The organism is Mycolicibacter senuensis (genome assembly GCF_003284925.1).
Taxonomy (GTDB): Bacteria; Actinomycetota; Actinomycetes; order Mycobacteriales; family Mycobacteriaceae; genus Mycobacterium; species Mycobacterium algericum_A.
Genome location: NZ_QMEX01000016.1, coordinates 1 through 13983, shown reverse-complemented (window position 1 = coordinate 13983; position 13983 = coordinate 1). Strand labels below are relative to the sequence as shown.

Below are 13983 nucleotides of genomic sequence, written 5' to 3'. Positions count from 1 at the left end.
TCCTTGCTGGTCAGCCGATCTGGCGTTCCCGCCCGCGCCAGTACGGTTCGCGGATGGACTTCTTGTCCACCTTGCCGGTCGAGTTGACCGGCAAGGTGTCGACGAACACGATCGACTTCGGCGCCGCCACACTGCCCAGGGCGGTTTTCACGTGGTCGATCAACTCGGTTTCGGTCACCGGTATCCCGGGCTTGGTGACGACGACGGCCAGTACCGACTCACCCCATTTCGGGTGTGGCACACCGATGACCGCGCTCTGGGACACCGACGGATGCGTCGACAGGATGTCTTCGACTTGGCGGGGGAACACGTTGAACCCGCCGCTGACCACCATGTCCTTCTTGCGGTCGACGATGTAGAGAAAGCCGTCCCGGTCGACGTGGGCGATGTCGCCGGTGTGCAGCCAGCCCTCGCGGAGCAGCTCCGGGTTGCGTGACGCATCGAGATAGGTCTTCAACTGGCCGAGCTGGCGGGTGCAGATCTCCCCGGCCTCGCCCGGCGGCAGTTCACCTCCGCGGTCGTCCCGGATGGAGGCTTGCACCGCGAACAACGGCCGTCCCGCCGACGCCAGACGACGCAGCCACATTTCGTCGGTGCCGTGGTGCTCGTGCTTGCGCAAGCAGGACACGAATCCCTGTTCGGTGCCGGCGTAGGTCTGGACGAAGATAGGCCCGAACACGTCCAACGCCTCACGAAGACGTTCCGGCGCGATCGGCGATCCGGCGTAGATCATCGTGTGCAGCGTCGACACGTCGAACTCGGAGCGCCGAGGGTCGTCCAACAACAGGTAGATGATCGTCGGCACGACGGCCGTCGCGGTCACCCGGTGACGTTGGATGTTGGCCAGCAACGTCTCGACATCCATGCCGGGCAGCATCACGTTGGTGCCGCCGCGCACGAATGTCGGCAACACGAATCCGCCGGAGTAGTGCGTCAGCGGTGCACCGTGCGCGAATACCTCCCCGGCCCGGATATCGCCGATGTCCAACCCTGCCGAGATACCGGTGTAGCCCCAGGTGAAGTGCGTGTTCACCACACCCTTGGGCTCGCCGGTGCTACCCGAGGTGAACATGATGTAAGCCTCATCGTGTTCGTCGATGTCCACCTCGGGCCGGGTGGTGGCCTGGTTGCCGACGACGTCATCGAAGTCCAGCGCAGCCAGCGCGGTCGCCGCAGCACCGGGCGTGCCGCCGACCCGGATCAAGGTCTGAAGTTTGGGCAGCTCGTCCCGGATCGCGGCGACCGCCTCGTCGAACTTGGCGTGGTAGATCAGCGTGGTGGCGTCGGTTTGGTGCAGATTCGAGTGGAAGGCACCGGCCGACGCGCGAGCCGTCATCTGCACCATCACCGCCCCGGCCGCCCAGATTCCGTGCTGGCAGGGGATGAACTCCAAGACGTTGGGCATCAGCAGACCCACCCGGTCGCCCTTTTGTAACCCGAGCCCGATCAACCCGTTGGCGATCTGGTTGCGCACCGCCCGCATCTCGCCGTAGGTCAGCGAGCGCTCACCGTCGATGATTGCGACCGAGTCCCGGTAGTAGGTGCAGGCGCGGTCGAAGACATCCGGCAGGATGCCCCACATTCCGCTGACTTTGCTGTGCATGGCGCCGGTGGTCAGGATCCGACGAGAGACGACGGGTCGAAGCCCTCGACCCAATACGGCGGAGTGACGATCGGGGCGCCGAGCTCCTGCAGCACCGGCGTGTCATTCCAGTAGGTGGTCTCGCGTTCGATCTTGCCGTCGGCATCCAGCTGGTGCCAGGTGATGCCCCTGGTGGCCAACCGTTTACGCCCGGCCGGCACGCCGCGGAAATTGTCCAGCTGCTCGCCGACCCAGTCCCACAGGATCACCACGGCCGGGTTGCCGCCGACGCCGGCCAGCTGGAACGCCTCAGTGGCGACGAAGGTGTGCACACCGATCCCGTTGTCGGCGTTCTTGTTCGCGAACGGCGCCAATTTTGGCTCGAGTTCGGCCTTGGTGATCGCGGTGTCGAGCACATGGTCGGAGTCCATGTGATCGTCGTAGACCAGGTCGTCGGCGTACAAGCCGACGGCGGCGGCGGTGTCCGTGGTCAGTGCGGCCGCCCAGCGCCGCGCGTGGTCGACGGCCAGTGTGGTGCCCAGTGTCATTTCGGGTGATTCCTTTCGGTTCAGACCAGTGCGGCCGGACGGCTGACCGAGGACGGGTCGGTGGGTTGGCCCAAGTCGCGGACCGCGGTCACCACGTCCCAGAAACTCGCCTCGCGCTTGATGCGCCCGTCGGCGTCATAGATGTGGAAGGTGATGCCGCGCGTACCGGGAACCCTTCCGCCCGTTGGGATGCCGACGAAGGCGGCTGCCGTCGGCGCATTCCAGGTCCAGCGATAGATCGCCGCCTTGTCGTCGCCGACCACCTCATCGATGCGGAAGTTGTTGATCCCGATGCCGTTCGCGGTATCGGCGTTGGCATAGGGCGCGAAAACGCGCAGCAGCTCGTCCTTGGAGGTGATGGTTTGGCCGAGGATCGGATCCTCGAACAAGAAGTCGTCGGCGTAGAGCGCGACGACAGCCTCCGCGCTTTCCCGGAAGGCCTTCAGCCATTTGACGGCGAAATGATGGCGACTTGGCGACATCTCTCTCTCCTAAGCGTTTGCGCGAATTATTGAGGTCACCACCGACGGTATGGAGCGACACCGTGGCCAGCCACTACCCCCGGGAGGAAACGGACCGCCCCATGGGGGGATGCGCCCACCCCGGGGCGAGCTCCGCCCCTGCCGGGCCTGCGAATTTGTCTCCCCCAATGTTGGACGCACATACCTCCTGAGGGGGGTTTGCCCATCGCCCGTGCTGGCCAGAATCGGAGGATCGACCGCCGGACGGGGCCGTAGAGAAACTAAGGAGTGTTACGCACATGACCACCACCGAGTTCGCCACTCTTGTCGAGGACATGACCGAGGAGGAATTCGAGCCGTACTTCGCAAAGGCGCAGGAAATCTCGCAATTCTTCCGCGAGATCGGCCCCAAGTACGATCAGGAAAACACGTTCGCGTACCCCTCGATCGAGGTGTTCAAAAAATCGGGGCTCGGCGCCCTGCAGGTGCCGAAGGAGTTCGGCGGCCCGGGCGGCAATATCTTGCACGTCTCCAAGGTGGTCAGCGAGATGTCGCGGGGGGACTCCGCCATCGCCCTGGCCTACAACATGCACTACATCATGGTCGGCATCGCCGGGAACCTGATGTCGCCCGAGCAGAACGAGTACTGGCTGAAACGCGTCGTCGACGGTGAGTTGATGTTCGGCCCGTTCTCCGAACAGCGTGCCGGCTTCTCCGGGCTGGCTGACATGAAAGCCGTGCCGCAACCGGGCGGAGGCTGGAAGGTGTACGGCAAGAAGACCTGGGGCACGCTGTGCGAGGCCGCCGACATCATCACCACCAACGCGACGGTCACCGACGCGGACGGCAACCTGCCCGAGACGTTCGACGAACGGCTCGCCGCCGAGAAATTCTTCATCGGCGACTTCAAGGTCGATGAGAACGGCATCGGCGACGGTATCCGGATCGAGAAGACCTGGAACGCACTGGGCATGCACGCCACCGGCACCCAGGTGATCCACTTCGACGGCTACTACATCCCCGAGGACGGATACATCTGCCAGTGGCGCACCGGCGCGTTCGGGGTATTGGAATGGGCCTCACTGATGTTCGCCAGCATCTACCTTGGCATGCAGCAGCGGATCCTCGAGGAGTCGATCAAGGCGCTCTCCAAGAAGCATCTGGGCGCCACCTTCGGCGCCATCGCCGCCGCCGACGTCGAGGTGGCCAAGATCGGCCACATCATCGACGGGATCGGCGATTTCGCCAGCCGCGTCGAGGTGTCCCGGCGGGTGCTCTACCAAACCTGTCAGGATCTGATCGACAGCAACGACGCCAAGTGGCCGGCGGAGCTGCGCTTCCCCTACATCGGCTTGGCCAAGACTTTCATCGCCGACAACGTGCTGCACATGTCGCGGCATGCGATGAGCATGGTGGGCGGCTCGTCGTTCCGTAAGGGCACCATCTTCGAGCGCCTCTACCGGGATTCCGCGGCATCGATGTTCCAGCCGCTCAACGGTGACCAGTCCCGAACCTACATCGGCGAGTTCCTGCTCAACGCCGCGGCAACGCAGGACTAGCCGTCTTGATCCCCTCGACGATGCCGGCCCGTACGGTGTCATCGAGGGGAAAAGGGGTGTAGAGGGTGAACCGGTCCACCAACCCGTCGAAGCGGTGAACGACCTCGGCGGCAACGGTTTTCGGTTCGCCTACCACGGCGAACATCCCCAGGATCTCATCGTCGATCAGCCCGGTCATGGCTGCCCAATCGCCGGACTTCGACAGCCTGTGTAACTCGGTGTGCAAGTCGCCGCACCCGTGCAGGTCGAGCACTGCCCGGTAGGCCGGGGTCGCACCGTAGAAGGCGATCTGGCGGCGCACCTGGCGCAGCGCCTCGGTGAACGAGCGCTCATCGGAGCCGGTAGCGACCAGTCCCGGATACGAGATCGTGAAATCCCCGCGGACGCGTCCGGTGGCGGCCAGGCCCGCGTCGATCACCGGCATGGTCACCTCGCGCAGGTAGCGGGCGGTGGTGAAGCCGTGCACCAGCAGACCGTCCGCGGCTTCGGACGCCACCACGGTCATCTTCGGTCCCACCGCGGCGACCACCACCCGGGGCGGCCCGTAAGGATGCGGCTCCGGGGTGAACATCGGGGTCATCAACGTGTGCTGGTAGTGCTCGCCGCGGAAGTCGAGTTTCTCCCCGGACTCCCAGGCACGCCATATCGCCCGCATCGCTTCGATGTATTCCCGCATCCGTTCGGCCGGCGCCGACCAGGGCATGCTGAAGCGCCGGGTGACATGCGCCCGAATCTGCGTCCCCAGCCCCAGCACGAATCTGCCGTGGCTGATCGCGTGCAGGTCATTGGCGGCTACCGCCATGCTCATCGGGTTGCGGGCGAACGCCACCGCGACGGCGGTTCCGAGTTGCAGCGTGGCGGATCGGTCGGCCGCGATTACCAGCGGCAGGAACGGGTCGCGGCTGACCTCGGTGGACCACACGCCGTCGAAACCGATCTGTTCCGCGGTCCTGATCTGGTCGCTCAGGACAGCCAGATCGGCTCCGCTGGTCCCGTCGATCCCGCCGCCGATATTGCTGTCAACGTACATCGGTTCAGATTCGCACAGCCGGAGCCCGTGATCGTAAATATCACCCTCGACCGGGGGAGGAAAATCCCCTCGGCGGAAACGTGTCCGAGTGCCTCGACCGCAGGGCGCGGCCGTCCGCCGGCCCCAGCGGCTGATGACCCGAAATGGGGAGGTGGTTCCTCGGCTGGAGAGATGTGCTGCAAGTCATAACGACGCGATGATCGATACCTATCGAACCGGACCGCGGAAAAACAGTCCGCTGGAAACGACAAGGGGTCAGCTAGATGCAGTACATTCCGCCCGAGATTGTGAACCACGAACTGAACCACACGACGCAAGCTGTGCTCATCTGCGCGAGTTGGGGACTGACTGCGATATTCTTCGTGATCGCAGTCCGAATGGGCATTCGGGAGCGAACGCCCTTCTATCCCTTGATGATTGTCGCGGCGATGCTTGGGGCGTTTGCCGAACCGCTCTATGACGTGGCTACCGCCTTATATTTTTACTCCACCGAAGGCATGGTCACTCATTTTGAGTCCTTCGGGACTCCACAGCCGATCTGGACCCACAGTGGCTACGCCGTCTTGTACGCCAGTGCTGCCATAGTGATCGCCCACCGGCTATACCATGGCATCATGACGCGCCAGGCGCTATACAAGCTAGCCGGCGCAGGGTTCGTGATGTCCTGCATATTCGAGATGTACGGCATCAATGGCAACGCCTACAGCTACTACGGGCCGCACGTTTTGCGAATCCTCAACTACCCGTTCGCTATTGCAATCCTCGAGACGGCGCAAATCATCTTATTCGCGGTGGCCGCAACCATCCTGCGCAAACGGGTCAGCAACGCATATCAGCTCGTCGGCCTGTTGGCGCTATTCCCGGTTACGTTCTACGGAACCAACTTCGGAGCTGGCTGGCCGATGATCATCAGCCTTCATCTGCCTAACCCGCAACCTGGCGTGGTGGCCGTGGCAACGGTGCTGAGCATCTGCCTGGCTCTGGTCCTCATTCGTGGTGCATGCAGCTTCGTGCCAAAGACGTTGGCCGCTGAGGCAAGCGAACCCGCCGAGCAGCGCATTCCGGCGGTTGCATCATGAGCGAGTTCGTCCCGCCCCAGCCGCCGAGCCCCCCATACGACCTACCTCTCAACACGACGATGCAGGCGGTTGCGACGTTTGTCTTGTGGGGTGGCACCGCCCTGTTGTCCATATATGCGGTTTCAATGGCACGCCGAGAGCGGACGATCTTCCCCGTCGTGCTGGTCCTCGCGGTCGCGGTCGGCAGCCTGATCGAACCGATGTATGACATCACCTACCATTTGCTCTGGCTCGACGCCGGCCAGCAGTGGACGCTGTTCACCAGTTTCGGCCTGCCGCAACCCGTTTGGGTGATGCCTGCCTATGTGATGGTGTTCGGAATGCCCGCCCTGTTGATGTACAGGTCGTTGGCGAAAGCGGTCACGCTGGTGCAGGTGTTCAAGTTTGCCGGGCTGACGGCATTGACTACGACGATGTTCGAAACAACCGCTATCAACCTCGGTTTATACGTTTACTACGGCGAATCGCCGTGGCGACTGTTCAATTACCCGCTGTTCATCGGTTTCATGGAAGGTGTCCAGATCACTGGCTTTGCAGTATTGGCGGCCCTGCTCAGCGTCTACGCCACTAAGCAGGCCCATTGCCTCGCGTTGTTTGCGATCTTCCCGTGCAACTTTGCATTCGAGACGCTCGGCGCAGGGTTCCCCACACTGATATTGCAAAACTCGTCACCGAACCCCGACACAATGTTGCTGTTCCTGAGTGCATTCGCCAGCGTCGGACTAGCAGCGACAGGACTTTGGTGGTCGTCTCAGTCTCTGCTTGCCGCACAGCGTCGTCGAGAAGCTGTCGATGCCACTCTGAGCAGCACCCATTAACGAGCCATGGTTAAGGAGGACGTCACGATGAACCACGCAAAGCCCGCGCAAAACTCTGATGATCCGCATATTTTGGCATTGTTCCAGCGCTGGTCGATCAGCTTCGAGGAGACGTGCGAGTCCTTTCGCGCATTGCTGGGCGATTCCGGAGTGTGGATCGCCGGACCCGAACCAATCGCCACCGCGCATGGCGCAGAGGAAGCCATCGCGTTGCTCGAGGGGTTCCGTGCTAGCCACGGCTTGGCAACCATTGAGGTCGAAGTGCTTAACCTAGGCCGCTGCGGCCCCTTCGCGTATAGCGAACGCATCGATCATCTAGTCAATTCGCACGGCGACCGATTCATCTCTCTGCCGGTGGCCGGCGTGATGCGACTCGATGACGACAACCGAGTCGCCTACTGGCGTGACTACTGGGATATGCGTGAATTTCTGGCTTTGCCCAGGCATTGCTGAATTAGGCATTGGGTGATGCAGGTCGACAGTACAAACTGTTCGGCCGAAGCGGGGGCCTCGCCTCAACCTGGCGAACGTGCGGGTCGACTTCGCGGTCACGGGAACCGCTGCTGGTCCGTACGTTTCGGCGTCGCAAGCCGTTGTGCAACGCAACTTCCCGCCATGTGTGCGACGCGGTGCTTCGGGTCGCACCGTCAGCCGGTAACGCCGAGGACCGTGCGGGCGGCCGCGGTGAGCAACACCCGCAGCCGCTCCGGAGCCAGGCCGCTGTCATGAAACAGCGTTGACTGAATCGCCCCGATCGCGGCGTGCACCACGACGCGTGCGTCACTGTCGGACAGGTCGCCGTGCAGCTCGCTGGCCAGGTGAACCCATTCCTCCAGGTACAGTCGCTGCTTGCGGCGCAGCCGCCGGCGGTCTTCCTCGGGCAGGTTGTTGATCTCGTGATGGTAGACCTGGGCCAGTTCGCGATCGCCCACGACGAATTCGACCTGACCGGCGATGAGCCGGTCCAGCGCCTGGCCTAGATCGCTGGTGGTGTCCAGGATCTCCTGCTCCTCGCGGAGCAAATCATCGATCACCTGATCGAACAGCGCGACGAGCACCGCCGATTTGCTGTCGAAGTGTCGGTATACCCCTGAGCCGGTGATCCCCGCGGCGGCACCGATCTCGGCGATCGACACGGTGTGAAAGCCCTTGCGGGCAACCAGATCTGCTGCCGCGGCCAGTATCCGACTCTTGCGCTCCGGATCGCGGATGCGGGCGTGGGGCTCGTGGGTGCCCCGCGGTGCAGCGACGATGGTTACACCTCCTAAGTGGTTCGACGCTTATTATGCACCGAACACCACCTGCGTGTTAACGAGTCAGTCTGTGAATCACGATGCACTCTGGTGACGAAGGTTACGCCGAACGATGTCGCCACGGCAGCGGCGCGTGCCGTAATCTGAGGTCAAGCAGCCGACCGCCTACGCGCGGATCCGGAGACCATCGAAGAAGTTATCTCCAACGGTAGCCGAACCTCCTCCTTTGGTATGTGGTTACGGTCTGCGCGCGCCGATAGCGTCTCGTAATGTGTCATTGACCGAGCGTGACTCTCTGACGGTAGCCGCGGGTGAGGATGCCCCCACCGGCCCGATACCCACGGACGCCGCAATCCACACCACCGCGGCGATCGAAGTGGCGGGGCCATGCCCCGACGACACCGGCGGCGCGTTGTCGACGATGTTGCCGACGCTGGATCCGCTGGCCAAACCGCTGCGTGCGGTGGGTGACTTCTTCGCGATGACACTTGACACCTTCGTATTGATGGTGCGGCCGCCCTTCGCCTGGCGCGAATACCTGCTGCAGACCTGGTTCGTGGCAAGGGTTTCGGTGCTGCCGGCGGTAATGATGACCATCCCGTACGCGGTGTTGCTGACGTTCATCTTCAACATCCTGCTGACCGATATCGGCGCCGGGGACTTCTCCGGAACCGGTTCGGCGATCGCGACGGTGAACCAGATCGGCCCGGTAGTAACGGTTTTGGTGGTCTCTGGGGCCGGGTCCACGGCGATGTGCGCCGACCTGGGGGCGCGGACCATCCGCGAGGAACTCGACGCGCTTCGTGTCATGGGCGTCAATCCGATTCAATCGCTTGTTGTTCCGCGGGTGCTGGCCGCGACCACCGTGTCCCTGGCGCTGGGCGGGGCAGTCACCATGATGGGACTGACCGGCTCGTACCTGTTCAGTGTCTACATCCAGCACATCTCGCCGGGAGCGTTCGTGACCGGACTGACGACGTTGACCGGAGCTGGCGATGTCATCGTCTCGATGGTCAAGGCGACACTGTTCGGAATGGCAGCGGGCTTGATCGCCTGCTACAAGGGCATTTCCGTCGGTGGCGGCCCAGCCGGTGTCGGCAACGCGGTCAACGAGACCGTGGTGTTCACCTTCATGGTGTTGTTCCTGATCAACATCATCGTGACCGCCGTCGGCATTCAGTTCACGGTGCAGTGAGGCGAACCCATGACGCTTTCCATCCCCAGCAGTCTCCATCCGCAAGTGCGGCGCAGAATCGACAACCTGGTGCACGAGTGGAACAGGGTCGGATCGCAGACCCGGTTCTATGCCACCACGTTGCAGGCGATTCCCGACGCCGTCCGGAGTTACCCGAGCGAACTATTGCGCCTGATCGCCCAAATGGGTATGGGCACAGCGGCGTTGGCGATGATCGGCGGGACCATCGTGATCGTTGGTTTCCTGACGATGACTACCGGAGCGCTGGTGGCAGTGCAGGGATACAACCAGTTCGCCTCTATCGGGCTTGAGGCTTTGACGGGCTTCGCGTCGGCATACTTCAATGTCCGGCTCATCGTTCCCGGAACGGCCTCGGTCGCACTGTCGGCCACCATCGGTGCCGGAGCCACCGCCCAGATCGGGGCGATGCGGATCAACGAGGAGATCGACGCGCTGGAGGTGATCGGCATCCGCAGCGTCAGCTACCTGGCCTCTACCCGGGTGGTGGCCGGCGTGGTGGTGGTGATCCCGCTGTACTGCGTGGCGATCATGATGGCGTTCTTGGCATCCCGTGCCGGCACCGTAGCCATCTACGGGCAGGGATCCGGTGTCTACGACCATTACTTCAACACCTTCCTCAGCTCCCGCGACATGATCTGGTCCTTCTTCCAGTCGGTTGCGATCACCGTCGTGATCATGCTGGTGCACACCTACTACGGCTACACCGCCGGCGGCGGACCGGCCGGCGTCGGAGAGGCAGTGGGTCGAGCTGTGCGCACCTCGATGGTGATCGCGGCCATGGTGATCGTGATGATCACGCTCGCTGTGTACGGCCAGTCCGGCAACTTCCACCTGGCGAGCTAGCGACATGGAAACCCGTCCCGGAGAGCATCGCATCCACACCGCATGGTGGACGCTGATCCTGCTCGCGGCCATCGGTGTGTTCCTGTTCGTCACGGCGGCAACGTTCAACAACACTTTCCAGTCCGTTGTCCCGGTGACCCTGAAATCGGATCGGGCGGGGTTGGTGATGGAGCCCGGCTCCAAGGTCGCGCTGCGCGGGGTCCAGGTGGGCCGGGTCGCTGCGATCAGTGGCGGCAAGGAATCTGCCAGCCTGACGTTGGAGATCGACCCCGACCAGATTCGCTACATCCCGGCCAACATCGAGGCGCGGGTCAAGGCCACCACGGCGTTCGGCGCCAAATTCGTTGAGCTGGTCTATCCCGACAAGCCGAGCCCCGCCCGGCTGGCCGCCGGCGCGGTGCTGCATTCGAAGAATGCCAGCACCGAGGTCAACACCGTCTTCGAGAACGTGGTCGACCTGCTCAAGATGATCGACCCGCTGAAGCTGAACGCCGTACTGACCGCGGTGGCCGATGGCGTGCGCGGACAAGGTGAGCGGATGGGTCAGGCCACCACCGACCTCAACGAGGTGTTGCAGGCGCTGAACTCGCGCAACGAGACCTTCCGGCAGGACTGGCGGGCCTTCGGCAAGCTCAGCGACACTTACGCCGCGGCCGCCGAGGACATCGTGACGATCCTCAACGCCGCCAGCACCACCAGCACCACGATTGTGGACCACTCAAACTCGCTGGACAGCCTGCTGCTCCACACGATCGGGTTCTCCAGAGCCGGCACCGACCTGCTCGGCGCCAGCAAGGACAATCTGGTCTCCGCGGTCAACACCCTGGAACCGACCACCGAGCTGTTGCACAAGTACAGCCCGGCATACACCTGCATGATGCAGGGCGCCCAGTGGTTCCTCGACAACGGTGGGCGTCGAGGGTTCGGCGGCGGCACCAGCGGCCAGGGGTTCGAGTTCGACATCGGGCTGCTGGGGGGCAACGAACCCTACAAGTATCCGGACAACTTGCCCATCGTCGCCGCCAAGGGCGGCCCCGGCGGCAAGCCGGGGTGCGGATCGCTGCCCGACCCGACCCAGAACTGGCCGGTCCGCAAGCAAATCATGAATGTCGGTTGGGGTACCGGCCTGGACCTCCGACCCAACTGGGGCATCGGTTTCCCGGGCTGGGCCGACTACTTCCCGGTGACCCGTGCGGTGCCGGAGCCGCCGAGCATTCGCTACTTCGGCGGGCCGGCACCCGGACCGATCCCCTACCCGGGGGCCCCGCCCTACGGCGCGCCGCTGTACGGGCCGGGTGGTGTCCCACTGTGGCCGGGCGTGCCGCCGGCCGAGCCCGGCCCACCGCCCCCGCCCGCCGAACCGGGTCCACCACCGCCACCGTGATCGCCGACGACCTCGAGACAGGAGAACAGCCGTGCAGGAAAACATCAAAGGCGTGATGTGGCGCCTGGCTGTCTTCCTGACCGTCTGCCTGTTCGGCTCGTTCGTGCTGCTGACCATCTTCGGGGAGTTCCGGTTCGGTGCCGGCACGACCTACAACGCCGAGTTCAGCAACGTCACCGGGCTGAAGAAGGACGACCTCGTTCGGATCGCCGGTGTGGAGGTCGGCAAGGTCAAAGAGATTTCGGTCAATCCCGACGCGACCGTCCGGGTCGCCTTCTCCGCCGACAACTCGGTGATCCTCACCGAGGGAACCCAGGTCGCGATCCGCTACGACGACCTGTTCGGCGGGCGCTACGTGGCACTGGAGGAAGGGACCGGGGGAGTCAAGCCGCTGCACGCCGGCCAGACGATTCCGTTGGCGCGCACCAAACCCGCCCTCGATCTGGACGCGCTGCTGGGCGGTTTCCGTCCGCTGTTCCGCGCGTTGAACCCCGAGCAGGTCAACGAGCTCAGCGAGGTGTTCATCAAGGCCTTTCAGGGCCAGGGGCCCACGATCGGGATGTTCCTGGACCAGGCGGCGGCGGTGACCAACACGTTGGCCGACCGGGATCAGCTGATCGGACAGGTGATCGACAACCTCAATGTGGTGCTGGGTTCGCTGGGCAACCAGACCGATCAGTTCGACAAGGCGGTGACGTCGCTGTCCCAGTTGGTCCGCGGCCTGGCCGAACGCAAGACCGACATCTCCAACGCGGTCGCCTACACCAACGCCGCGGCGGGCTCGGTCGCCGACCTGCTGGCTCAGGCTCGCGAGCCGTTCCGCAAGGTCGTCAACGAGACCGACCGGACCGCGACCATCGCCGCGGACGACCACGAGTACCTCGACAACCTGATCAACACGCTGCCGGACAAGTACCAGGTGCTCAACCGCCAGGCGACCGACGGCGGCTGGTTCTCGTTCTACATCTGCAACGTCGTACTCAAGGTGAACGGAAAAGGGGGCCAGCCGGTGTACGTCAAAGTCGTCGGCCAGGACACCGGGCGGTGCGCGCCGAAATGAAATCGTTCTCCAAACGCAACCCCGTCCTCATCGGCATGATCGGGATCGCCGCCGTGGCGGCGCTGGTGCTGACGGCGCTGAACTACCAGAGGCTGCCGATCTTCAACCAAAACAAAACCTACTCAGCATATTTCGCCGACGCCGGTGGGTTGTTCAGCGGTGCCGGTGTAGAGGTGTCCGGCTACGGGGTGGGCAAGGTGTCGGCCATCGAGCTCGAAGGGCCGGGCGTGCGGGTCACGTTCAACGTCGCCAAGAACATCCAGCTGGGGGAGCGCACCGAGGCGGCGATCAAGACCAAGAGCTTCCTGGGCACCAAGATCCTCGACATCAGGCCCCGGGGCGCCGGCCGGCTCGAGAGCGCCATACCGCTGGACCGGACGGTCTCGCCCTATCAGCTCCCGGACGCTCTGGGGGATCTGACCACCACGATCAGCGGGCTGAACACCGACCAGCTCTCGATTTCGCTGGCCACCCTCGCGGAGACCTTCGCCGACACCCCGGAGGATCTCAAGAACGCCATGCAGGGCGTGGCGCGGTTCGCCCGCACCCTCGACACCCGCGACGCGCAGCTGCGCAACCTGCTCGACAACGCGGCCAAAGCCACCGGGGTGCTCGCCAAGCGCACCGACCAGGTGGTCAGCCTGGTCAAGGACTCCAACGCACTGCTGGAGCAGCTGCGGACACAGAACGCCGCCCTCGACCACATCTGGGGCAACATGTCGGCCGCGGCGCAGCAACTGAAAGGCTTCATCGCCGAGAACCAACAGCAGCTCAAGCCCGCGCTGGACAAACTCAACGTGGTCCTCGGGATCGTCGACAACCGCAAGGAGCGGGTGCAGAAGGCGATCAAACTGCTCAACAGCTTCGCCATGTCGCTGGGTGAATGCGTCGCCAACGGGCCGTTTTTCATGGCATATGTGGTGAACCTGCTGCCGGGCCAGTTCGTTCAGCCGTTCGTCGACGCCGCATTCTCCGACCTCGGGCTGGACCCGAACGTATTGCTGCCCTCGCAGCGCAGCGATCCGCCTACCGGGCAGCCCGCGACCCCGCCGTTGCCGGTGCCCTACCCGCGGACCGGCCAGGGCGGCGAGCCCCGGCTGACCCTGCCCGATGCGATCACCGGCAACCAGGACCCCAACCTGCCCGCCCA

At 63.8% G+C, this 13983-nt stretch carries 14 protein-coding genes; 9 read left to right on the top strand and 5 right to left on the bottom strand.

The features are described 5' to 3' along the window. Positions 1-10: 10 nt before the first annotated feature. Genes DQP56_RS07145 through DQP56_RS07135 form a run of 3 tightly spaced genes read right to left on the bottom strand, consistent with a single transcriptional unit; the run spans position 11 to position 2612 of the window. Positions 11-1582 carry an AMP-binding protein gene (locus DQP56_RS07145; RefSeq protein WP_112684297.1) on the bottom strand — a complete coding sequence of 524 codons (1572 nt, stop codon included), beginning with the start codon at positions 1580-1582 and terminating at the stop codon, positions 11-13. Between the two features lie 32 nt (positions 1583-1614). Then, positions 1615-2130, bottom strand: a complete 516-nt coding sequence (locus DQP56_RS07140; RefSeq protein WP_112684264.1) for a ketosteroid isomerase-related protein — start codon at positions 2128-2130, stop codon at positions 1615-1617. Between the two features lie 20 nt (positions 2131-2150). Continuing rightward, positions 2151-2612: a ketosteroid isomerase-related protein gene (locus DQP56_RS07135; protein WP_112684263.1), complete on the bottom strand. Its 462-nt coding sequence runs from the start codon at positions 2610-2612 to the stop codon at positions 2151-2153. Between the two features lie 278 nt (positions 2613-2890). Between DQP56_RS07135 and DQP56_RS07130 the strand changes: the two genes are divergently transcribed. Then, on the top strand, positions 2891-4150 hold the full coding sequence (locus DQP56_RS07130) for an acyl-CoA dehydrogenase family protein (RefSeq protein WP_112684262.1): 1260 nt from the start codon (positions 2891-2893) through the stop codon (positions 4148-4150). Here DQP56_RS07130 and DQP56_RS07125 read toward each other — a convergent pair. Then, a complete protein-coding gene (locus DQP56_RS07125) occupies positions 4125-5180 on the bottom strand; it encodes an LLM class F420-dependent oxidoreductase (RefSeq protein WP_112684261.1) in 1056 nt (351 codons plus the stop codon). The genes DQP56_RS07130 and DQP56_RS07125 overlap by 26 nt on opposite strands. Positions 5181-5443: 263 nt before the next feature. Between DQP56_RS07125 and DQP56_RS07120 the strand changes: the two genes are divergently transcribed. The 3 genes from DQP56_RS07120 to DQP56_RS07110 are packed head-to-tail and all read left to right on the top strand — an operon-like array spanning position 5444 to position 7530. Then, positions 5444-6259, top strand: a complete 816-nt coding sequence (locus DQP56_RS07120; RefSeq protein ID WP_112684260.1) for a hypothetical protein — start codon at positions 5444-5446, stop codon at positions 6257-6259. Continuing rightward, positions 6256-7077 (top strand): hypothetical protein, encoded by an 822-nt coding sequence (locus DQP56_RS07115; RefSeq protein WP_112684259.1) that lies wholly within the window; start codon positions 6256-6258, stop codon positions 7075-7077. Before DQP56_RS07120 ends, DQP56_RS07115 begins: the two co-directional genes overlap by 4 nt. 6 nt (positions 7078-7083) lie before the next feature. Then, the gene (locus DQP56_RS07110) at positions 7084-7530 is read left to right on the top strand and encodes a limonene-1,2-epoxide hydrolase family protein (RefSeq protein WP_112684258.1); all 447 of its coding nucleotides are present in this window, start codon (positions 7084-7086) and stop codon (positions 7528-7530) included. Between the two features lie 194 nt (positions 7531-7724). Here the strand turns inward: DQP56_RS07110 and DQP56_RS07105 are convergent, their stop codons facing one another. Further along, entirely contained in the window at positions 7725-8258 is a 534-nt protein-coding gene (locus tag DQP56_RS07105; protein ID WP_286167720.1) for a TetR/AcrR family transcriptional regulator, read from the bottom strand. A 493-nt stretch (positions 8259-8751) separates the two neighbouring features. Between DQP56_RS07105 and DQP56_RS07100 the strand changes: the two genes are divergently transcribed. From DQP56_RS07100 to DQP56_RS07080, 5 genes are all read left to right on the top strand, one after another. Continuing rightward, positions 8752-9525: an MlaE family ABC transporter permease gene (locus DQP56_RS07100; protein WP_112684296.1), complete on the top strand. Its 774-nt coding sequence runs from the start codon at positions 8752-8754 to the stop codon at positions 9523-9525. Positions 9526-9534: 9 nt separating this feature from the next. Beyond that, positions 9535-10389, top strand: coding sequence for an ABC transporter permease (locus DQP56_RS07095; protein ID WP_165824928.1), 855 nt, complete (start codon positions 9535-9537; stop codon positions 10387-10389). A gap of 4 nt (positions 10390-10393) precedes the next feature. After that, the gene (locus tag DQP56_RS07090) at positions 10394-11773 is read left to right on the top strand and encodes an MCE family protein (RefSeq protein ID WP_112684255.1); all 1380 of its coding nucleotides are present in this window, start codon (positions 10394-10396) and stop codon (positions 11771-11773) included. Positions 11774-11804: 31 nt separating this feature from the next. Continuing rightward, positions 11805-12833, top strand: coding sequence for a virulence factor Mce family protein (locus tag DQP56_RS07085; protein ID WP_112684254.1), 1029 nt, complete (start codon positions 11805-11807; stop codon positions 12831-12833). Further along, positions 12830-13983: MCE family protein (locus DQP56_RS07080; protein ID WP_112684295.1), on the top strand; the 1154-nt coding region annotated here is incomplete at its 3' end. The genes DQP56_RS07085 and DQP56_RS07080, both read left to right, overlap by 4 nt.